General features: G+C 52.8%; 18 protein-coding genes. 8 read left to right on the top strand and 10 right to left on the bottom strand.

The features are described from left to right. Positions 1–91: 91 nt before the first annotated feature. Positions 92–871 carry a motility protein A gene (locus NP590_RS14735; RefSeq protein ID WP_256603316.1) on the bottom strand — a complete coding sequence of 260 codons (780 nt, stop codon included), beginning with the start codon at positions 869–871 and terminating at the stop codon, positions 92–94. A 441-nt stretch (positions 872–1,312) separates the two neighbouring features. Between NP590_RS14735 and NP590_RS14730 the strand changes: the two genes are divergently transcribed. After that, on the top strand, positions 1,313–1,903 hold the full coding sequence (locus NP590_RS14730; RefSeq protein ID WP_256603315.1) for a hypothetical protein: 591 nt from the start codon (positions 1,313–1,315) through the stop codon (positions 1,901–1,903). Positions 1,904–1,969: 66 nt separating this feature from the next. Here NP590_RS14730 and NP590_RS14725 read toward each other — a convergent pair whose 3' ends face one another. From NP590_RS14725 to NP590_RS14710, 4 genes are all read right to left on the bottom strand, one after another. After that, positions 1,970–2,239, bottom strand: a complete 270-nt coding sequence (locus NP590_RS14725) for a hypothetical protein (RefSeq protein WP_256603314.1) — start codon at positions 2,237–2,239, stop codon at positions 1,970–1,972. A gap of 257 nt (positions 2,240–2,496) precedes the next feature. Then, positions 2,497–3,711, bottom strand: a complete 1,215-nt coding sequence (nifS, locus tag NP590_RS14720; RefSeq protein WP_256603313.1) for a cysteine desulfurase NifS — start codon at positions 3,709–3,711, stop codon at positions 2,497–2,499. Next, on the bottom strand, positions 3,704–4,621 hold the full coding sequence (nifU, locus tag NP590_RS14715) for a Fe-S cluster assembly protein NifU (RefSeq protein ID WP_256603311.1): 918 nt from the start codon (positions 4,619–4,621) through the stop codon (positions 3,704–3,706). The genes nifS and nifU overlap by 8 nt, the downstream gene beginning before the upstream one ends. Positions 4,622–4,639: 18 nt before the next feature. After that, positions 4,640–4,996: a HesB/IscA family protein gene (locus tag NP590_RS14710; protein WP_256603310.1), complete on the bottom strand. Its 357-nt coding sequence runs from the start codon at positions 4,994–4,996 to the stop codon at positions 4,640–4,642. Positions 4,997–5,191: 195 nt separating this feature from the next. Here NP590_RS14710 and NP590_RS14705 point away from each other — a divergent pair, with 195 nt between their 5' ends. Both NP590_RS14705 and NP590_RS14700 read left to right on the top strand, forming a co-directional pair. Then, positions 5,192–5,452: a nitrogen fixation protein NifZ gene (locus tag NP590_RS14705; protein WP_256603309.1), complete on the top strand. Its 261-nt coding sequence runs from the start codon at positions 5,192–5,194 to the stop codon at positions 5,450–5,452. Between the two features lie 62 nt (positions 5,453–5,514). Then, positions 5,515–7,107 carry a SagB/ThcOx family dehydrogenase gene (locus tag NP590_RS14700; RefSeq protein WP_256603308.1) on the top strand — a complete coding sequence of 531 codons (1,593 nt, stop codon included), beginning with the start codon at positions 5,515–5,517 and terminating at the stop codon, positions 7,105–7,107. Positions 7,108–7,134: 27 nt separating this feature from the next. Here the strand turns inward: NP590_RS14700 and NP590_RS14695 are convergent, their stop codons facing one another. The 5 genes from NP590_RS14695 to NP590_RS14675 form a co-directional block, all read right to left on the bottom strand. Beyond that, positions 7,135–7,728, bottom strand: coding sequence for a PqiC family protein (locus NP590_RS14695; protein ID WP_256603307.1), 594 nt, complete (start codon positions 7,726–7,728; stop codon positions 7,135–7,137). A 12-nt stretch (positions 7,729–7,740) separates the two neighbouring features. Beyond that, on the bottom strand, positions 7,741–8,766 hold the full coding sequence (locus NP590_RS14690) for an MlaD family protein (protein ID WP_256603306.1): 1,026 nt from the start codon (positions 8,764–8,766) through the stop codon (positions 7,741–7,743). 2 nt (positions 8,767–8,768) lie between these two features. Beyond that, positions 8,769–9,545 carry an ABC transporter ATP-binding protein gene (locus tag NP590_RS14685; RefSeq protein WP_256603305.1) on the bottom strand — a complete coding sequence of 259 codons (777 nt, stop codon included), beginning with the start codon at positions 9,543–9,545 and terminating at the stop codon, positions 8,769–8,771. A gap of 13 nt (positions 9,546–9,558) precedes the next feature. Further along, positions 9,559–10,716, bottom strand: a complete 1,158-nt coding sequence (locus NP590_RS14680; protein ID WP_256603304.1) for an MlaE family ABC transporter permease — start codon at positions 10,714–10,716, stop codon at positions 9,559–9,561. Between the two features lie 249 nt (positions 10,717–10,965). Continuing rightward, positions 10,966–11,232: a hypothetical protein gene (locus NP590_RS14675; protein WP_256603303.1), complete on the bottom strand. Its 267-nt coding sequence runs from the start codon at positions 11,230–11,232 to the stop codon at positions 10,966–10,968. A gap of 470 nt (positions 11,233–11,702) precedes the next feature. Here NP590_RS14675 and NP590_RS14670 point away from each other — a divergent pair, with 470 nt between their 5' ends. The 5 genes from NP590_RS14670 to NP590_RS14650 all read left to right on the top strand — a co-directional run bounded on the left by NP590_RS14670 (position 11,703) and on the right by NP590_RS14650 (position 20,561). Then, positions 11,703–14,648, top strand: a complete 2,946-nt coding sequence (locus tag NP590_RS14670; RefSeq protein WP_256603302.1) for a type I restriction enzyme HsdR N-terminal domain-containing protein — start codon at positions 11,703–11,705, stop codon at positions 14,646–14,648. A 1,410-nt stretch (positions 14,649–16,058) separates the two neighbouring features. Then, positions 16,059–17,126: a nitrogen regulation protein NR(II) gene (gene glnL, locus NP590_RS14665; RefSeq protein ID WP_256603301.1), complete on the top strand. Its 1,068-nt coding sequence runs from the start codon at positions 16,059–16,061 to the stop codon at positions 17,124–17,126. Between the two features lie 44 nt (positions 17,127–17,170). Beyond that, complete coding sequence (gene ntrC / locus NP590_RS14660) at positions 17,171–18,586, top strand: nitrogen regulation protein NR(I) (protein WP_256603299.1); 1,416 nt, start codon at positions 17,171–17,173, stop codon at positions 18,584–18,586. A 95-nt stretch (positions 18,587–18,681) separates the two neighbouring features. Then, entirely contained in the window at positions 18,682–20,040 is a 1,359-nt protein-coding gene (locus NP590_RS14655; RefSeq protein WP_256603298.1) for a P-loop NTPase family protein, read from the top strand. A 152-nt stretch (positions 20,041–20,192) separates the two neighbouring features. Further along, the gene (locus tag NP590_RS14650) at positions 20,193–20,561 is read left to right on the top strand and encodes a hypothetical protein (RefSeq protein ID WP_256603297.1); all 369 of its coding nucleotides are present in this window, start codon (positions 20,193–20,195) and stop codon (positions 20,559–20,561) included. The last annotated feature ends 111 nt before the right edge of the window (positions 20,562–20,672 follow it).

Raw genomic sequence — 20,672 nt, 5'->3', positions numbered from 1 at the left:
GCCGGCGGCAAGCCTTGCCGCCAACGCCTGTCCGACAAGCAACCGCACCCTTCCCAATATTTTACTTTCAGAGTAAATTTGCGGCGCAAGGCTAACTCAGATCGGCGTCGAACATCATGCCGCGCGATTTCGGCCGCAAAAACGATTCGAGTTTTTGCCTGACTATGCGCGGATTTTCGCATTCCTGCACGGCCAAAACCCCCTCCATGCACAATTCCCGCAGGAACATTTCTTCCTTGTTTTTTTGTTTCAATTTGTTGGCCATGGGACTGAAAATCAGATTGCTCAACAAGGTACCGTACAGCGTGGTCAAAAAGGCCAGCGCAATCGACGGCCCCAGTCCGGCGGGATCGCTCAAGTTACCCATCGCATCGATCAGGCCGACGACCGTACCTATCAAGCCCATGGGCGGAGCGACGCCGGCCATGGTCGACAGCATCGAAATACCGAGATAATGCCGTTGCGTGGTCATCTCGTTATCGATTTCCATCACCCGCAATACCTGCTCGGGGTTTACGCCGTCGACAACCAAGGTCAAGGCATTGCGCAGAAAAACATCCTCGACGGCCGAGACATCGTTTTCCAAGGCCAGCAGCCCTCCTCGGCGAGTAATATTGGCTAATTTGACGAAAAAATCGATATGGTCGCGGGGATCGGGCAATTCGAATTTAAAACATTGCCAAACGAAACGAGGCAGCAGTAAAAAGCTTTTCAGCGGATAAGCCATCATGGTGGCCCCCAAGGTGCCGCCCAGCACCAAGATCAGGGACGGCCCGTTGAGCAAGGCAAACGGATTGCTCTGGTCGAGCAACAAGGCGACGGCGATGGCGCAAAGCGCGACGATCGGACCCAATAAGGTTGCAAAATCCATGCGGCGGCATTTTTGAGAAATCGACAGCCCGCTATGATACGCGAATCCAGGCCCGAATTCGTCAGCCGATGAATTGAACGGGCGATATTCACACCGCCGGCTTGTTTGATCTGCTTTTAAACATCCGCGTAGCGGCAAAGGCCGAGGGCGCGGGATTTATCTCCCTCGATACGCCCCGAGCGTCACGGCCCATGGCGACATTAAAAGCGGTCCCCATGCCTTGCCGGAGAGAAAGATTCGCCACCCGTTGACGATTTTGAAGCTTGTGTTTAAATGGCTCGGCGGCTTCCCTTAGCATCGTGCTCCTTACCCTTGCGTTATGAGCCAAGACTATGACAACAAAGTTAGCTTAACACGCACCATTCGGTCAAAATAAGCCTTTGCGTTTCCGGCCACAAATTTAGCTTGCTTATGTCTGTCAACTTTTACGCGAAGGAATTTATGCTCAAAAATCTGCTACCGATACTGTTATTGCCGGCGCTTTGCCTGGCAAACGATGAGAGCCCCGATGTGCCGGCCGAACTGCGGGAATTCGTGGATGCGAATAGCTCTTTATTGGCCCATGCCGGCGCGGATTTGAATGGCGACGGTTTATCCGATTATGTATTTATTCTCGAGCGCCAAAGAACCAACGACACCGATCCGGCTATCGAGTCCGGGCAACGCCCCTTGAAAATCGCCCTGCGGCAGGCGGACAACAGCCTGAAAATCGTCAAAACCAACGACAGGATAGTGTTTTGCTCGACCTGCGGTGGAGTTTTCGGCGACCCGTTCGCCGAACTGTCGGCCACTAGCAAATCGTTTAGCGTCAGCCACTACGGCGGCAGCAATTGGCGCTGGACCAACAACTTTCAGTTCAACTATTCAAGGCGCGACAATACTTGGCAGTTAGTGCGGGTCGAGGAAAGCTCCTTTCATACCTCCGACCCGGAGACGGTTAAAACGGTCAGCCATAAACCGCCCAAGGACTTCGGCAAAATCGATATTGCCGATTTCGACCCGGAAAACTACCAAGGCTCGGGAGAAAAATAAGCCGAAATATCAGGCGGCTCGCGCTTGCGGAACCGCCTTATGCGAGAATCGATTGGCGAATTGGGCTTAAGCCGCCGCGCCCGCTGTATCGCAAAGGGCTTTAAAGTCCGGTATGCCCGCCGTCAAGCGCATGCGCAGGAAATTCAGTTGTCTTTGCAGTTCGTCTTCCGCGTCGCCGACATTTTTGAATACCTGAACCACTTTTTGATCGTTCAGCATATCCGGATAATGCACATCGACAAATTCAAGCACTTCCGCATTCAGTTCGCTGATGGAACTCAAGGCGGCTTCCATGCTCGACAATACCGCGCGTAAAGCAACCAAGTCTTCGGCCATAAAAAATCCTCTGTGGTATGGGGTGTTAAACAAAGATTCCGACAACCCCGAGAGACTGTCGTAAAAGCTCCCTCTCCTTGCGGGAGAGGGTTGGGGCGAGGGGGTAAAACCAATAAACTATTGTTTTATATACCCTCATCCTAACCTTCTCCTTTATGCCCCGCGGGTGCGCCGGGAGCAGGGACTGATTACCTTTTACGACGCCCTCACCGGGATTTCGATGGAGCATCCCGGCCGGCAACGTCCGCCATGCCGCTTCAGGCATAGGTGGGTTGAAAGGCCTGTTCGGGATCGGCAACCGGGGTATTGTTGACGCTGTCCCAATACGGCGACAGCTTGCGCAACGTGGCAACGATGCTCGGCATGACCTTCAGCACCTCGTCCACTTCGCTCATGCTGTTATAACGCGAAAACGAGAACCGGATGGTGCCGTGGGCAGCCGTATAAGGAATGTCCATGGCCCGCATCACGTGCGACGGCTCTAGTGAGCCGGATGTACAGGCCGAGCCGCTGGAGGCGGCGATGCCGGCCTTGTTCAGAAGCATCAAAATCGCTTCGCCCTCGATATATTCGAAGGCGATGTCGGTGGTGTTGGGCAGGCGGTTGTTCAGGTCGCCGGTGACGAAGCAATGCGGAATCTGTTCGATAATACCCTGCTCCAGCCGGTCACGCATGGCCTTGACCTGGGTATTCTCGAATTCCATGTGCTGCATGGCCAAGTCGCAGGCCACGCCCAAGCCGACGATGGACGCGGTGTTTTCGGTGCCGGCCCGGCGACCGCGCTCCTGGTGGCCGCCGCGCAGCAAGGGCCGGTAACGGGTGCCGCGGCGCAGATACAACACGCCTATGCCCTTGGGAGCATGCAGTTTGTGCCCGGATAGGCTCAGCATGTCTATCTTGGTGTCCTGTAGCATCATCGGAATCTTGCCGACCGCCTGTACCGCGTCGGTATGAAACATCACGCCGGCGGCGTTAGCCATTTCGGCCATTTTTTCGACCGGAAAAATGGTGCCGGTTTCGTTGTTGGCCCACATCACCGAAACGATGGCGACCTGATCCGACAACAAATTTTTGTAAGCTTCCAGATTCAGCCGGCCGCATTTGTCCACCGGCATGCGGTGGATGGTGTAGCCCTCTTTTTCCAGATGATCGACCAGATTCAAAATCGCCGGATGCTCCACCGCCGTGGTGATGATTTCCTTGCGGTTGGGCTGGGCCTTGATGGCCGACAGAATCGCCGTGGAATCGGACTCGGTGCCGCAAGAGGTAAAAATGATCTCGGAATCGTGTTCGGCGCCCAGCAGTTCCTGCACCTGGCTGCGGGCTTTTTTGATGGCCCGCGCCACGCCGTCGGCGAAACGGTGAATGGAGGACGGATTGCCGAACTGCTCGGTGAAATACGGAATCATCGCATCGACCACCGCCCGATCCACCTTGGTGGTGGCATTGTTATCCAGATAAATATCAGGCATGACCGGCCTCCTTGATGTTCACCAAGCCGGCGGCAGGCATTTGCGAAGCCGGCACTACCTTGATGAATTCGCCCATCACTTCCATCAAACGCTGTTGAATGCCGGCGATGGTCATGGACGACATTTGGCAGCCGTTGCAGGCACCGGTCATATTCACGTAAGCGGTTTTATCGACCACTTCCACCAACTCGACGTCGCCGCCGTCGGCCATCAATTGCGGACGGAAGGACATGATCACTTCCTCGATTTTCTTGATGCGCTGCAGATTGGTCAGCGGTTTTTTCTCGGCCTTGGCCTCGACTTTCTCGATGGGCGCCGCGTTCGGATCGAAGGTTTCGCCGCGCTCTTTCAGCACTTTTTCCAGAATCGCTTCGATGTCTTCGTGGCAAGCCGCGCAACCGCCGCCGGCCTTGGTGAAATTGGTGACATCTTCCACAGTGCGCAGTTTGTTGGCCCAAACCATCTCTTCTATCATCACCGCGTCGATGGCGAAACATTTGCAGACCAGCGCGCCTTCTTCATGATCATCTTTCCACTCTTCGCCGCGATAGTTGGCGACGGCGGCTTGCAGAGCTTCGCGGCCCATCACCGAGCAGTGCATTTTTTCCGGCGGCAGGCCGTCCAGTTCGGCGGCGATGTCCTGGTTGGTGACTTTCAAGGCCTCGTCCAGGGTCAAGCCCTTGATGATTTCGGTCAATACCGAGGACGAGGCAATCGCCGAGCCGCAACCAAAGGTTTGAAAACCGGCGTCTTCGATGATTTCCGAGTCTTCGTTCACTTTCAGGGTCAGCCTCAAGGCATCGCCGCAGCTGATGGAACCCACTTCACCAATCGCATTGGCCCCTTCCACCGCGCCGGCGTTTTTGGGGTTGAAAAAATGGTCTTTAACTTTGTCCGAATAATCCCACATGACTTTAATCTCCGCGTCTTAAGAACAGGTTTTAGGGGTGCCACCGTTATCGCCGGTGGTAAACGAAGAGCCGCAAGCGCAGCTTTTGACTGCGTTGGGATTGCTGAATTTAAAACCCGACCCTTCCAGGCTATCGACGAAATCGATGGACATGCCGTCGAGTTTGGGATAACTGGCGGGATCGACAAATACTTTCACTTCACCGCAATCGATGACGGTGTCTTCCTGGGTTTCCTTGTCTTCCAGGCGCAAACCGTAAGACAAACCGGAACAACCGCCATCGGTCACTTCGATTCTGAGCCCTGCTGTCGGTTTGTCGGAATTGCTGATAAAACGACCCACGGCTTGGATAGCGCTATCGGTTAAAGTAATCATGGTTAACTCTCCTGAACGGTTTGGCATTGATCTTGTAAAGACTTAAAGCAACCGGCATGCCATGCGAGAAAAACCCGCCTAACCCGCTGAATTTTCTTGAATCGTGTCAGCCGGCCACCTTGAACCAGCAATCCGTTTAACAACAATCCCGCTGTCTTTGTCGGTTTTGCTACAAACCCGTAACAGGAGAACATCATGAATATTGAAGATTTGGATTTGGGCGATGTGGTTTTTGCCGCTCACACCATCGTCGACGACGGCAGCATGCCGGAAAGCGAGGAAGGCGAAGTGCTGGCCGAAGCCGGCGCCCGTGGCGTCATCGTCATGAAAGGCTATGTGGAAGAAGACCCCAGCCGCAGCGTGTTTCTGGTACGCTTCGAGGACCGGGAGTTGAATCTGGGCCGGCCCATCGGCTGCTGGACCGAGGACTTGATGCTGCCGGAACTGGTATCCTGAATGATATGGGCGGTAATCCACCGTCCTTGCTTTTCGACCTTTCTCCACGCCACCGAGACCTCATGTCAAACGCCGCCGACACCGTACTGAATTACCACCAGCGCACCAAGCATCAATTGAATGCTTACGCCAAGGGTCCGGAATCCCTGGACTGGGACGACCAACCCAACCCCTTCCGGCGCTTTAAAGGCTGCGAAACGCTTACCTTACCCCCGCCGGGCGCCGAGCTGGATTGCCTATTTGCCGATCTGGACCGGCCGGAGCAAATTGCGCCACAGCCCTTGACGTTAACCAATCTCGGCCTGCTGCTGGAACTGTCCTTCGGTCTGTCGGCCTGGAAACAATTCGGCCCGGACCGCTGGGCCTTGCGCTGCAATCCTTCCAGCGGCAATCTGCACCCCACCGAAGCCTATCTGGTCTGTACCGACGCCGAATTGCTGCGGCCCGGCGTTTACCACTATGTCAGCCACGATCATCATCTGGAGCGCCGCGCCGCCTTCGATGGCGCCGACGGCGAGCCGGCCGTTTATATCGGTTTATCCTCCGTACATTGGCGGGAAGCCTGGAAGTACGGCGAACGGGCTTTTCGCTATTGCCAGCACGACATCGGCCATGCCCTGGCGGCGTTGAGTTATGCCGCCGCCTGTCTGGGTTGGTCGATAGAACTGCTCGGCGAAGCCGGCGACAACGATATCGCCCGCTGGCTGGGCCTGGACAGGCGGGAGGACTTCGTCGACCACGAGCATGAGGCGGCGGATTTGTTTTGTCGCCTGCATACCGATGGCGCAAATCATGCCGGCTTGAATGCCGAAGGATTAGCGCAACACTATGCATCGGCGACCTGGTTCGGCCAAGCCGAACGCTTGAGCGGACGGCATTTTTACCGCTGGCCGATTATCGACGAGGTGGCGGCCGCGGCGCTAAAACCCGCCACTCAGGCGGAACGCCGGCAATGGCCGGTGTTGAACTTGCCGGCGCCCAGCCAAAATTTGGCCGCCAGCCGTTTGATACGCCAGCGCCGCAGCGCCCAGCATTTCAACGGCAAGGCCGATCCCATGGCAATGGCGGATTTTCAGCGAATTTTGCTGGCCCTGCTACCCAACGCCAAACCGCCGTTTACCGCCTGGAACTGGCCGCCGCAAATACACCTGTTGCTGTTTGTGCACCGGGTTGACGGTCTGGAGCCGGGCTTGTATTTTTTGCCGCGCGACGGCCGGGACATCATGGTTTTCAAACAGGCCTTTTCCAAGGACTTTGTTTGGCAAGCCATTGAAGGCCCGTTCGAGTTCTACCGACTGGTAGCCGGCAATGTGCGGCAAGCCGCCAAAACCTTGTCCTGCCATCAGCCGATTGCCAGTGACAGCGCGTTCAGCCTGGGCATGCTGGCCCGCTTCGCCGGCAATATCGAAGCCGAAGCCTGGCGCTATCGGCGACTGTTTTGGGAGTCCGGCCTGCTGGGACAAATTCTGTATCTGGAAGCGGAAGCCGCCGGCATTCGCGGCACCGGCATCGGTTGCTTTTTCGACGATGCGGTACACGGGGTGTTGGGCTTGCGGGATAACGACTGGCAAAGCCTGTATCACTTTACCCTGGGCACGCCGCTGGATGACGGCCGGCTGCAAACCCAACCGGCTTATGCGCATCTGCGGGAATGACGGTCAAGCCGCCGGAGGGGAGAAGCTTTAATTCGCGCCGAGTGGGGTCAACGCCTCGGCCATTTCGCGATTGAGCCGGAATAGACATTGGTTCAAGGCTTGCACCTTCGATGCCGCATCGGCGTTTTCCGCCGACACCTGAAAACTGCTCTGCCGACTTATCAGCGTCTGATCGCCCCGGCTGGCTTGCCACTGCGCGGTCATACGGGCACGCCCCTCGGGATCGATATGAAATTCCAGAATGCTAATCGCCAGGGCCAACTTGGCTTGCCTAGCGTACTGGCTGTTGTTTAACACCACATCCGCCGGCATTAGCAGGCTCAAATCCCGTAAAACCACTCGAGTGATATTGTCGTCCAGACTCTCGGCCCAACGGTGCCATTCGTCCAGCAAATAGGTATTTTTGCCGCTGGCCGTCACCAGTTGCGCGCGCTGCAGATATTGCGGAATTTTTACCGGTATCAGGGCCAGGGTCGGCTTTGCCGTTGCCGATACGGCCGGCGCCCGATCCAGCGCCGCCAAGGGTTCCAGTAAATAAAACCGTGCCGGCGGGCTTGAGCCGACGCAGGCGATTTGCGTCAACAAGAACGCGCCGAGACCCATGCGTGTTAAACCGGACATCATATTCCTCACCTATTGTTGCTTGCCGGACAATACGGCTTCCGGATGGCGTTCCAGATAATCGCCCAAATCCCTGATGGCGCGGGCGGCTTGTTTAAAGGCCTGCAAGGTGTCGGTCAAGGCCGAGTCCGGCCCGACCGCCCGATCGACCTGTTTCAAGGCGGATTCGGCCTGTTGCAAGGCGGCGGTGGCGGCCAGCATGGTTTGGTCGGAATTGCGCACCAAGCCGGGCAGACTTTTTTGCAAGGCTTGCACCATGGCGTGAGTTTCCGCCAGCAGTTCGTTGCCGTTGAGGATGGCCTTGTCGGCGTTCACCAAAATCGGCTCCAGATTTTTATTCAAGGTTTTGGTGGATTTTTGCAACTCGCCCAGGGTAGCAGCCAGCGCGATTTGCGACTTTTTCACTTCTTCGGAAGCCAGCAGCGCTCTAATTTCCCGCAGGCTGGCGGCGAAATCCTGCACGATTTCATCCAGCGGCAATGCGCGTAATTTTTGCGCCACTTCTTCGGCGGTATTACGCAGTTCGTCGGTGGTGGTCGGCAAACCGGGCACCTCCAGCAGATCTTTATATTCCAGGTTTGCGAACATCGGCTCCTTGTCGGGGTAAAAATTAAGATCGACATACAACAAACCGGTCAACAGGCTTTGGGTTTCCAATCTGGCGCGCATACCCAGGGCGACCAATTGATCGAGATTGGCTTTACGCTCTTTCAGACTCATTTCCTTGGGCATAGCCTCGCCGCCGGTGGTGTTGAGATTATGCCTGTCGATCTCCAGCACCACCGGCTTGTAAAGCTTGCCGCCCTTTGGGTCGAATTTCAACGCAATTTCCTTGACCTGGCCGATCTTGACGCCCTGCAGCTTGACCGGCGCCCCGACATCCAGGCCGTTCAGCGAGGAATCGAAATAAACCACAAAACGTACCTTATCGGCGCTAAATTCCCGCCCGCCGCCGAATATCAACAAGCCCAGCACCAACAGCGCCAGCGCACCCAAACTGAAACCGCCGATCAGGGCCGGGTTAACAGGTTTACTCATGCTTATGAAACTCCCATCCGTATGTCGCCTCGGCCTTGGCCCCGGGTCAGAAATTGAATGATGCGCGGATCGTCCGATTCCGCCAACAGCTGCCTGGGATTGCCGGTGGCCAGCATGGTCTTGCTGTCCGGGTCGAGAAACACCGAATCGGTGCCGATGGCGAAAATGCTGGCCAGTTCGTGCGTCACCACCACGATGGTGGTACCCAGCGTATCGCGCAGGCTGATGATCAGATCGTCCAGCAGACGGGCACTGACCGGGTCCAGGCCGGCGGAGGGTTCGTCGAAAAACAATATCTCCGGATCCAGCGCCATGGCCCTGGCCAAACCGGCGCGCTTTTGCATGCCGCCGCTGATTTCGGCCGGGTAATAATCCTCAAAACCAGCCAGCCCCACCAGGGCCAATTTGTAGGACACCATGTCGGCGATTTCCGCTTGGCTCAATTCGGTAAATTCCCGCAAGGGCAAGGCGATATTCTCCGCCAAGGTCAGGGAGCTGAACAGCGCCCCGCTCTGATACAGCACGCCTATCCGGCGCATCAGCTCGATCCTTTGCCCGGCATTCGCCTCCCAGAAGTTCCGCCTGTCGTAAAACACCGCGCCAGCGGCGGGTTGTTGCAGGCCTATCAAATGCTTCAACAAGGTACTCTTGCCGCAGCCGCTGCCGCCCATAACGATAAATACCTCGCCCCGGCCTATGCTGAAATTCAAATCGCGCTGAATCACGAAATCGCCGTAGGCCATGGTCAAATGTTCCACCGTGATGTGCGCGGTCGCCATAAAAACGTCTCGGTTAAATCTTCAGTTGGTTCAGAACCAGGGTCATCAAGGAATCCGACACCACAATGTAGACAATGCTGTCGACTACCGCCGCGGTGGCTGCATCCCCGACCGCCGATGCGCTGCGGCCGCAGGCCATGCCGCGCATGCAGCCGGCAATGGCTATCAGCAGCGCGAACACCACGCTTTTGCCGAAGCCGACCGCAACGTCGACCATATCGACCGCCTTGACGATCTGATTGTAATATTGCACCCAGGAAACGTCGAAGGCACTGTAGCTGACGGCCGCCCCGCCGAGTATACCCAACAGATCGGCGTACAAGGTCAGCAAAGGCATCATCAACACCAAGGCCAATATGCGCGGCAACGCCAAAAACTCCATCGGCGATATGCCCATGGTTTTTAAGGCATCGATTTCGCTGTTTACATTCATCGTGCCCAACTGGGCGGCGTAAGCCGCGCCGGTGCGGCCGGACATGATGACGGCGGTCATCAAGGGCCCCATCTCGCGCACCGTGCCCAAGGCCACCAGATCGGCAATATAAATCTGCGCGCCGAACATGGCCAACTGCAAGGCGCCGACAAAGGCCAGAATCAGGCCTACCAGCAGGCTGATCAAAGAAACTATAGGAAAACCGTTGGGGCCGGCATCCTGAATGAAAATAAACAGATCCAGCAGGCGGAAGCGCGCCCTCCCCCGCACCACGGCGCCGAAAGCCAGAATCAATTCCCCCACGAACACCAGCAGCAGTCGGCTGTCCTTGGCCAGCCCCAACACGCGGGTACCGATATTCACCAGCAGCGAGGAGCGTTCCCTCTGCCGGCGGGCGCCGGCGCGTTCCGGCACCGCCCTTGCCAGGACCAACAAGTCCCGCACGCCTTGCGGCATGGCGGCAATATCCAAATCCACTGCCTTGGCGGTGCAATAATCGGCGATTTTCAGCAAATAACAGGGCAAGCGGCTGTCCCAGGCCTCAAGCCCGACCGGCCGGATCTCGAGCCGTTTGACGGATTGCGCTGCAATGCTAGCCAAAACCCCTTCCACCGCTTCGGTACCGGCATCGCGCAGCCACCGGCCGCCGATTTCCAGAACGGCCGAGGCATTCTCGCCCGGCCTCAAACTTACTCGGCCAATATTATCGGACTGCTGAACGGATTCGACTTTACGCATGTGCAATTCAAAAGGGTTGGCTAAGTATAACGGCCCGATAACACTATCCGCCAGAACTGATTAACTGCGTTTCTCGAGGCCTGATTGGCTGAGAATATTAGAAAACCGCGGATCGCATTAAACCGGAATGCGGCCTTCATTTAGGGATGGCTGGCATTGCCCGAACAGGGTTGGTAATAATCGCCTCGTTTGGAACGCACGCCTGCCAGACTCAATGGATATGCCCACCTACCTGGCAACCGCGTTCAATCAAATCAGCTTATCCGCCATGTAATTGCCATGCCGGCGTTTTGCAGTCATCCGTGCTCGTCCGAACACACCCAGTAAGGCCACCACAACTTTGCGGTCGAACGCGGCGAAATCGCCACCCGCCGCGCAGCCTGTTGCAACACCCTCCGCATCGACGGCCAAGCGGTTATTTTTGCCCAAGGCAGCATCAAATTGCCGGAGTGATCCAAGAAAGCGGCCGCGATTGAATATCAACAGCCGGCTAAACTCACTGTTTTGCTCAGGCATTCCGCTACAAAAAGCTTGCAGTTTTGAAAAAGGCAGAATGGCGGGAGATTGATTTAGCTATTTTCCCCAACTCCTTTATTTAGAAAAACTTGCACCCACCAGGCGATTTGGAACACTCCGGATTCCGGGTAGGCGTTTGAGACAAATTTAAAATTCCATCCGATGGTTCATTCCACTGAGATCACTACAAATACTCGTTGCCCGCTTTCCACCGATGCATCGGATGACAACGCAGTCGGCTTGCGACCCTCAAGAGACATTCGACATTCGGGTTGTCGCCAGTCAGCATACTGGCATTTAGCGGCCATTCGAAGACAATAACTGATTTACCAAAGCGAATTAGAAAAGCTGAAACTGATTCTGTTCTATAGAATCTGTTGAGAATACTTTTAGCGCCTAGGGGGACTGTCAACGAACGTATAATTTCCTGTTGGCGAGAAGGATGTTATCCATGGGAGAAATTAAGCGTCGTGACTGAAGAAGAGATAAAAATTAAATATGTCCTCCCCTGGCTTGAACAAGCTGGAGTTACATTGGACGAATTGAAGTGTGAACTTAGCTTTACTTTGAAGATAGGTCGCCAAACCCTAATCGTCGGTCAGACTCAATCAAGGAAGAAAGACACCGTCGGCGGTCGTTTAGACATCCTAGTTCAGCGGGAGGGACGAAATCTTTTGATCGTCGAAACCAAAGCCGATGGCCTCCAACTGACTGATGACGATAGGGATCAAGCCATATCTTATGCGCGTCTTGTACACCCAATAGCACCGTATGCCGTTGTAACGAATGGAAAGGACTATAAGCTTTACCATACCGTTACGAAAACTCAAATCGAGCCAACAGATATTAACGTCAATGGATTCAACATAGCGTTACCTGATGACGACATTTTAGAGGCTCAGTCACTTTTTCTTTCGCTAAGCCCTACTAATCTGAATGCCTTTTGCCGTTTGCAAGTTGAGAGTGAATTGCGGATCGTCAAGGGAACATTGGCCGATGGAAGAAAATATGTTCCAGAACTGCACTTTCCAAGGGAGTCGATTCTGACGAAAGTAATGGAGTTCTACAGCTCGCCGTTGCCTGGACTTATGATAATAGGACAATCTGGATCTGGAAAAACCAGTGAAATGTGTTGGCTTGCTGAAAATCTGCTCGACAAGGGAAGGCCAGTACTATTTTTTAACGGCGTTGCTCTTGAAGCTGGAATTCTTGAGGCAATTGCATCTGAATTTGCATGGACTTTCAACGGCGCTGATCAGCCTATCCAAATAATACGTCGTATGGCAAGGCTTGCGGGCAGTGAAATGCTGACAATTATTGTTGATGCTATTGACGAGTGGATATACATATCCCGAGAAAGTCATTTAGGGGCACTGTTACGTGCGGCTGAGCACAATAATATCAAAATTATTTTGAGTTGTAAGACATCTGCGGTCGAGCAGTTTATGTTGGTACGAGGCAGTCCTACTAATATCGATCTCTTATCGAGAAAAATAGAAATTGGAGAGTTTTCTGATAAGGATTTTTATTATGCAATCGATAAATATAGGCAGGCGTATCAATTTTTCGGTAATTTCGAAGACACTGTGCTTGACGAGGCTCGCAGTAATCCATTTTTGCTAAGAGTCCTATTCGACGTCGCGAAGAATTCAAACCTTAAGCATTTAACTTTTAGCTCCGCTGAATTCTTCGAAACCTATTTTCATCGATCTATTGATCGGATAGCAGACAAGCGGCAAGCCGAAATTACATTAAAGGCAATCGCCGGACTGCTGTATGAGAGGGATGCCGATTGGATACCGGAAGATGATGTTCGTGAATTACTGAATTTGAGAATTACCGAGTCCATAATGGATGAGTTATTTGAGTATGGAATCCTTTTTCGTAACGAAACTCGAACCGGAATAGCAGCAATTGGTTTCTATTTCCAGCAGCTTCGAGATTACATCATTGCCTTTAAGGTATGCCGATTCGATACGTACTCCCAGCAACAGCTAGAGAGTGAGTTTAGGCAAATAATGACAATGGGTTCCCGTATTGATGTATTTACTCTTTACTACCGTTTGGCTTCAACAGAACGCAAATTGATTATTGATCATGAACTTCGCAAAAACGCCACTAGTTATCTGCACCAATATACATCACTCATTGAACTGCATTTCCCCGCGCTCCGAGATACGTTTAAGCCCAAAACACAAGGACGGATTGGATTCATTGGCGAGATATTATTATCTCAACGACGCCTCGGAAGTTACGGGTTTCGACCATTGGGTGAATTAGACGACGAAGTTCACTTTGTACCTGTACAGAAAATATTAGGGAATTCGAACCTTGCTTATTTGGATGGTGCAAATCAGCTCCAAATGAGAGGAAGCGCCCGTGGCTTTCAAAATGGGATAGATATTCTTGCCGAAATCGTTGATGGCGAATTGATAGCCCAGCTAGAGCAGTTTTTAAAAGAAGGGTTGCTTAATGAATCGAAATGCCCAGAAATGCTTGAGGAGTACATTATCGAAACAGTCATACGCAACAATGCAATCTTTCAGGATTTACTTGAGGCTGATGGCTGTTCTATTCGATACCCCCTTAATCTTGACGAAGTTCTGAAAGCGATCTTACGAGAGCAATTGGTTAGGCATTTTCGGGATGAGCTAATTTCAGCAAGAAGACGAAGTGGTCAAATTAATGAAAGTTGGAATGGCGGCTTTATCAGCTATTCTCCTCAATTATTAGCTGAAGATCACAAGCAAATTTTAAACTCTGCAGAAAACTCGTTGAGCTCTGATCACCTTCCAGCAAGGTTTCATTCTCGCTACGTTGATCTCGAAATTTTAGAAAGACCGCTAGCAAGAGCAATAAACTGGCTTCGTCCAATCAAAGCCGTAATAGATGGCCCAATGTTTGATGGGGAGCGTAAGTTAAAAACAGATGTAAAGAGAGGCAACCCAGTTTCTTACGAAGACGCCAAATCCTATCTGATTTGGCTGTATTCGACTTTTCTAGAAAATTACAAGAACATTATCGAAACCAACTTTCCAACATTAAAGCATCACTTCCATTTTTATTCAAAATTGCCAATTTCAGTTTATATTGAAATCAGAGAGCCTGAAGAAAGACATCCAGGCGTAAGTTATACCCCGTTAGGAATATATCTATTAGAATCTCAAAGCAGTATCAGCGAAGTTAAGATCGTCAAGGACTTAGTAAGGAATAATGAAGATATGAGTTCTTATACTGCGGATGGCGACGAGTTTAACGCCTTTCACGAAAAGTGGATTAGTTTTGAAAATTTGTTTCGTGGCTGGCGAGCGCAGATGAATGACCCATTTCAGGGAATGCCATTGAGAAGACTAGTATATGAAACCATATCTCATGAGCTAAAAACTGTAAAAAAAGTATTTCAAGAACAGTACTAGAATATTAAAAAACATTAGTCTGATAAATGCGAACGATTTGCTTGGTTAGAAATATGGCATTTATTGAAATTGTTTGAATGTCAACTATCAAGCAAGAACCTGCTATTTAAAGAGACAGCTTTAATATATAGCGAATGTCGCATAGTGGCCGATTGGATCAGGTCACCACTGGCTGCTTTATAACCCTCCAGTTCGCGGAGTCCGAATTGATTGGCCGGTCAGTGGGACTATAAGCCTACGAATGGGTACTCCAGAAACTGGATTTTTCATGGCGCCAGCCAGCTCAATCAAGATAATCCGGCTTATCGAATCGGCTTCCGCTTGCCATTTGAACCATTATGGTGCAATATAGCAACAAAAACGCATTAACTTGGTGCAACCATTTAACCGGTAACGCTCATGATGGCTCGGCAATCACCCCGACCAATGAAGAGTAGTTGCACTAGCCATGATTTTAAGCGTCATCTTGCCGAAATGTCGCCTCAATTCATTCATTGATGCGCTACTTGAACCCGGCATAGGGCGTCCCGCGCCAAGGCACTCAAGTCGCCCGCTTCGGTTTGGATACCTCATCATTTTAGAGGGTGTCGTAAAAGCAGATCACTCCCTTGTCCCGCCGGGAGAAGCTTAGGCTGAGGGTATATAAAACAATAGTTTATTGGTTTTCATCCACTCTCCCTAACCCTCTCCCGCAAGGAGAGGGAACAGAATACGGAAGTTATTTTGTGCATATTCCTAAAGTTCATGAAGGCTAGGCATCGCCCCGACAGATGAAAGGCAGTCTCGTAGAATCGACGCGCAGTTGCGATGATGGCCTTGCGAATCGCGACTGTGCGTCGCCCCTACCCTGACTTTAAGAGTAACGTGAGAATTGATTTACCGCCCGATCGGGTGCTCGGTACTTCACGCTACCCCGCATCTCCGACCATGGACGGATTAGCCGGCCTTTTCCGTGCAAATGTCCTTGCACCATTGCGGGGCTTTCCGACGCGCACGGCCTTAGCGGAGGCGGGTTCTGTCCACAACCCCCATCGTGCGTTCGGGAAGACCAAAACGCCATGCCGTAACGCCGCCATCGTGCCGGCTGGCAAAGCCTTGCATCCATTGAGCCGACAAAGTGCCGCGTAACATCCGCCTTCGCCAAGCGCGGCATGCCGGACAAACCGTCTTGTGTCGAGGCGGCGCTAGCCACGCCCGCCCAACATTATGCGGATGTAGTAAAAGCCGATCACTTCCTTCTCAAGCTGGAAGAAGGCTAGAATGATGGCATATAAAACAATTACTTATTAATCCACCCTCACCCCAGCCCTCTCCCGCAAGGAGAGGGCGCTTTTACCACAAGCTCCAACATTATGATTGGCGCGCTAATTGCTTTTATTTCGGGTAGCCGTTTCTTAACCTTATTCGACTGTGTATAAAAAAATACTCGATCATCTCAATGAAGCGATCCTGCTGTTCGATCGGGATTTGCGCTTAACCTATATCAACCCGGCCGGCGAAATACTGTTTGCCGACAGCGCCAAGCATTTGGTCGGCAATCTGGCGCAAAAGCTGTTTAAAACGGCCCACCACACTCTGTTTCGCGATTTATTGTTGCGGCTTAACCAAAACGAACCGCTGGTTGACAGAGAGCTGATACTGGAATGCATGAATCAATCCATTACGGTCAACATGAGCGCCACGCCGATTCTGGAGGAAGGGCTGCTGGCGGAAGTGTTGATCGAATTGCAACAAGTGGACCGGCATTTACGCATCACCAAGGAAGAGCAGTTACTGGCCCAGCAAAACACCAGCCGCATGCTGGTGCGCGGTCTGGCGCACGAAATCAAGAACCCGCTGGGCGGCCTGCGCGGCGCCGCCCAATTGTTGGATTTGGAACTGCGGGATCCGGAATTGAAGGAATACACCCAAATCATCATTGCGGAATCCGACCGCTTGCAGGAGCTGATGGACAAAATGCTCGGCCCCAACAAACCGGCGCATAAACACCCGCTGAACATACACGAAGTGCTGGAACGCGTCAGGCATCTGGTCGCCGTGGAAGCCGGTAGCAACATCAGCCTTAAAACCGATTACGACCCCAGCATTCCGGAGCTGTTTGCCGACAAGAACCAGATGATACAAGCCTTGCTGAACATCGTCCGCAACGCCATTCAAGCCTTGCAATCCAGCGGCCAAATCATTTTAAAGACCCGCATTCAGCGTCACATGACCATAGGCCGCAAGCTCTACAGACTGGCGGTCAAAATCGACATCATCGATAACGGCCCCGGCATACAACCCGGCCTGATGGGGCAAATTTTCTACCCCATGATTACCGGCCGCGCCGAGGGCACCGGCCTGGGGCTGTCCATTGCCCAGTCCCTGATCAATCAGCACAATGGCCTGATCGAATGCGAAAGCGAACCCGGACACACGGTTTTTTCTATTTTTCTACCCATCATGGATCAGTCCGATAAAACAGCGCTCAGCCGCTGAAGGGCCCGTTTGGATGATGACCACTTTAAGATACGGAGACGATCATGCCGCTGCCAGATAAAGTCTGGATTGTCGATGACGACAAATCGATACGCTGGGTACTTGAAAAAGCCCTGCAAAAAGCCAGCATCGAAACACGCTGTTTTTCCAATGCCGCCGATTTGTTGAAGGAATTGGGCCGCGACCAGCCGCACGTGCTGATTACCGACATCCGCATGCCGGGCATGGACGGCTTCGAGCTGTTAAAGAAAATCCAGCAGGAGCGTCCGTCCCTGCCGGTGATCATCATGACCGCACATTCCGATCTGGAAAGCGCGGTATCGGCATTTCACGGCGGCGCCTTCGAGTATTTGCCCAAGCCCTTCGACGTCAACGAAGTCGTGGAAACCGTGCATCGGGCCTGCCTGCACAGCAAACAGCAAAACAATGTGCAATCGGCGCCGGAGAACGGGGGCGAAACGCCGGAAATCATCGGCGAGGCGCCGGCCATGCAGGAAGTATTTCGCGCCATCGGCCGCCTGGCCCGTTCGCACATCACGGTGTTGATCAACGGCGAATCCGGTACCGGCAAGGAACTGGTGGCCAAGGCCCTGCACCGCCATAGTCCGCGCGCGCAACAGCCTTTTGTGGCGCTGAACATGGCCGCCATTCCCAAGGATTTGATGGAGTCCGAGCTATTCGGGCACGAAAAAGGCGCGTTTACCGGCGCCCAGGCCCGCCGTATAGGCCGTTTCGAGCAATCCAACAACGGCACGCTATTCCTGGACGAAATCGGCGATATGCCGGCCGAATTGCAAACCCGCCTGCTGCGGGTATTGGCGGACAACGAGTTTTATCCGGTGGGCGCGCACGCGCCGATCAAGGTGAACGTGCGCATCATCGCCGCCACCCATCAAAACCTGGAAGCGCTGGTCGCGCAGGGCCGATTCCGGGAAGATTTGTTTCATCGCTTGAACGTCATCCGCATTCATATTCCGCCCTTGCGCGAACGCCGGCAGGATATCGGCCTGCTGATGAAGCATTTTCTCTATCAAAGCGCCAGGGAATTGGGCACGGAGGTGAAAACCCTGAAACCGGAAGCCGAGGCCTTTTTGAGCAACCTGCGTTGGCCGGGCAACGTCCGCCAATTGGAAAACACCTGCCGCTGGCTGACGGTGATGGCCTCCGGACGGGAAATTCACATCGAGGATCTACCGCCCGAACTAAGCCAAAGCCCGGCCGAGTCCCCAACCGATTCAGCGGACAACGACTGGGAAGGCCTGTTGCAAAGCTGGATCAAGCAACAACTGACCACCGGCAAGCACGACATCGCCAAGCAGGCCATCGCCAGCGTGGAAACCCTGTTGATTCAAACCGCCCTGCAACATACTCACGGCCGTAAACACGAGGCCGCGCTGTTGCTGGGTTACGGCAGAAATACCCTGACACGCAAACTGAAGGAGTTGGACATAGAGGACTAAGCGCGCGCCGTTTAGAATTTTTATCTGTATAAAACATCGGTGTATACTCCCGCCCATTGAATCGATCTTCTTCAACACGGCAGGGTTTAAATCTCATGGCAGATAAAACGGTAAGCAAGTATCTGGTTAATCTTGAAAAACAGTTTGCCGCCACGGATCCTGTTTTACAAAAAGCGGTAAAGGTATTCCAGGAACTGGACGAACTGGAATTCGAAATGGGCCTGATCGAGAACGACGAATCCACCGCCCGCAGAAGCTCCTGGTGGCCCTTGATCACTACGGTAGGTGGATACTCGCCGGCAAAATCCGATTTTCTGAACCGCTTTCTCGGCGTAACCCTGCATACCACCCGACACAAGTTCACGGTCTTGCAATATACCCCGCAAGCGACCAGCGCCACCCTGCCGGGTACCGCGCTGGACGCCGACCACCGCCTGCCTTTTTATCAGATCAGCCGCGATATCGAAGAAGCCAGCCCCGGCGAGGGCGGCAAGGTCAATAGCTACCTGGAGTTGGTCACGGTCAACTGCGCCAAATTAAAAAACAAACTGGTAATCGACTCGCCGGTTTTGAATCCGGCGGCCGAAAATGCCGTCAACGGCTTGTTGCGCCAACATGTGATCGCCATATCGGATCTGGTGCTGGTTTTTACCGATTTGTTTGAAGCCGACCCGGAATTCAATAAAAGCACGGTGGACAGCATCGTTCAATATCAGGACACCAACAAGTTTTTATTTGTCATCGACCATTCCGAGATCCAGATTGACGAGCATAAAACGCACGACATCATCACGTCGTGGCAGCGGCGACTGGCCGAATTCGGCATTTTTACCGGACACTTTGTTGTACTGTCGCAAAACAGCAATAACAGCGAAATCGAACAACGAGTCAACAACCTGAACCACGACCGCTCCTATCGGGTGTTGGATTCGCTGGAAAAAAGCATCCGCGCCGTAGACGATGTGGTCATGGACGAAGTGGAGTCGGCCTTGACCCTTTGGAAAGAGCGTTGCAATGCCACGACATTGATTATTCTGAGCTTCATCATCATGCTGATCCTTTTTGCCGAAATAGCCGTCGGCATCCTGGATCTATTTTTCGACCCCATCATCGGACCGCTGATTGTCTTGGGTCTGATAGCCTTTTTGACGCCAATCCATATGCTCGTCAGCAAGGTACACGCCAAGTTCATCATCAACCAACTGCACAAGCGGCAGAAAAAACTGAATATCAGTGAAGATTTAGCCGGCTTATTCGAAAAAAGCCTGAGTTTTTGGCGGGTTATCTTGCCCATTACCCAGCCGGTGGGGAAAACCAAGAAAAACCGCAAAAAGCTCAGCCACATGCTGGAACAAACCAAGGACTTGGTGCAGGCCTTGAACGATCAGTTCAGCCGCAGCCAGTTTCAGGACTATTCACCTTCCTACGAGCCACAATCCGGCGAAGAATATTGATTGTTTGATGCGTTACGGTTATGGACATTATCAAACAGTATCTTGCTCTGTGCTGGTTCAATGTCTCACCGCTGGAACTACCCAGGTCAAGCGTTTTTTTTAAACAGAATCTGGCGTTCAACTTTTTGATGTTCATTTTCATCCATTTCAACATGACGGATGACATTGAATCGGTTTCGGAAGTGTTTATAGAAACACTTTTGGGTCTCGGCTTCATAGCGCTGACCCTCTGGCTAAATCGCTCGATGCATACCTTTATTCAAGTGGCGTCGGCGATTTTGTTTTGCGAAAATTTCACCTCGCTTTTTTTGCTGCCGGTCATGTTCTGGGCAACGGTAGCGGAAGACTGGCTGGGTTACGGCATCTTGCTGCTGATCATATTCTGGAACTGGGCCCTGATAGGCGCCGTTTTCAAAAAGATATTGAGCATTAACGTTTTTGCGGGCTTGGTCATGTCGCTGTTTTACATGCTGTTCAGTTTCGGCGGCGGCTTTGCCGTCAACAGCCTTTTGACCGGCTAAAGATATGATTGAAAATATCTTTCCGCACTTTTGACGCCGCCGTCAGTCAGCCCGGGTTTTCCCTTTCGACTGAATCGCGTGCCGCTCTAACATGCTTGGAGTAAACGTTCA

The sequence above is a fragment of the Methylomonas subterranea genome (genome assembly GCF_024505185.1).
In the GTDB taxonomy this organism is placed as follows: domain Bacteria; phylum Pseudomonadota; class Gammaproteobacteria; order Methylococcales; family Methylomonadaceae; genus Methylomonas; species Methylomonas subterranea.
The sequence above is the reverse complement of the archived record's forward strand: the minus strand, read 5'-3'. Positions and strand labels throughout refer to the sequence as shown.

Bases quoted from the DNA above. Each gene is read 5' to 3' on its own strand.
- NP590_RS14685 (WP_256603305.1), bottom strand. From the start codon at position 9,545: ATGGCGACCGCGCACATCACGGTGGAACATTTGACCATGGCCTACGGC.
- NP590_RS14695 (WP_256603307.1), bottom strand. From the start codon at position 7,728: ATGTCCGGTTTAACACGCATGGGTCTCGGCGCGTTCTTGTTGACGCAA.
- NP590_RS14710 (WP_256603310.1), bottom strand. From the start codon at position 4,996: ATGATTACTTTAACCGATAGCGCTATCCAAGCCGTGGGTCGTTTTATC.
- NP590_RS14730 (WP_256603315.1), top strand. From the start codon at position 1,313: ATGCTCAAAAATCTGCTACCGATACTGTTATTGCCGGCGCTTTGCCTG.
- NP590_RS14655 (WP_256603298.1), top strand. From the start codon at position 18,682: ATGGCAGATAAAACGGTAAGCAAGTATCTGGTTAATCTTGAAAAACAG.
- NP590_RS14690 (WP_256603306.1), bottom strand. From the start codon at position 8,766: ATGAGTAAACCTGTTAACCCGGCCCTGATCGGCGGTTTCAGTTTGGGT.
- NP590_RS14735 (WP_256603316.1), bottom strand. From the start codon at position 871: ATGGATTTTGCAACCTTATTGGGTCCGATCGTCGCGCTTTGCGCCATC.
- NP590_RS14705 (WP_256603309.1), top strand. From the start codon at position 5,192: ATGAATATTGAAGATTTGGATTTGGGCGATGTGGTTTTTGCCGCTCAC.
- nifU (WP_256603311.1), bottom strand. From the start codon at position 4,621: ATGTGGGATTATTCGGACAAAGTTAAAGACCATTTTTTCAACCCCAAA.
- NP590_RS14675 (WP_256603303.1), bottom strand. From the start codon at position 11,232: ATGCCTGAGCAAAACAGTGAGTTTAGCCGGCTGTTGATATTCAATCGC.
- NP590_RS14680 (WP_256603304.1), bottom strand. From the start codon at position 10,716: ATGCGTAAAGTCGAATCCGTTCAGCAGTCCGATAATATTGGCCGAGTA.
- NP590_RS14700 (WP_256603308.1), top strand. From the start codon at position 5,515: ATGTCAAACGCCGCCGACACCGTACTGAATTACCACCAGCGCACCAAG.
- NP590_RS14650 (WP_256603297.1), top strand. From the start codon at position 20,193: ATGACGGATGACATTGAATCGGTTTCGGAAGTGTTTATAGAAACACTT.
- ntrC (WP_256603299.1), top strand. From the start codon at position 17,171: ATGCCGCTGCCAGATAAAGTCTGGATTGTCGATGACGACAAATCGATA.
- NP590_RS14725 (WP_256603314.1), bottom strand. From the start codon at position 2,239: ATGGCCGAAGACTTGGTTGCTTTACGCGCGGTATTGTCGAGCATGGAA.
- nifS (WP_256603313.1), bottom strand. From the start codon at position 3,711: ATGCCTGATATTTATCTGGATAACAATGCCACCACCAAGGTGGATCGG.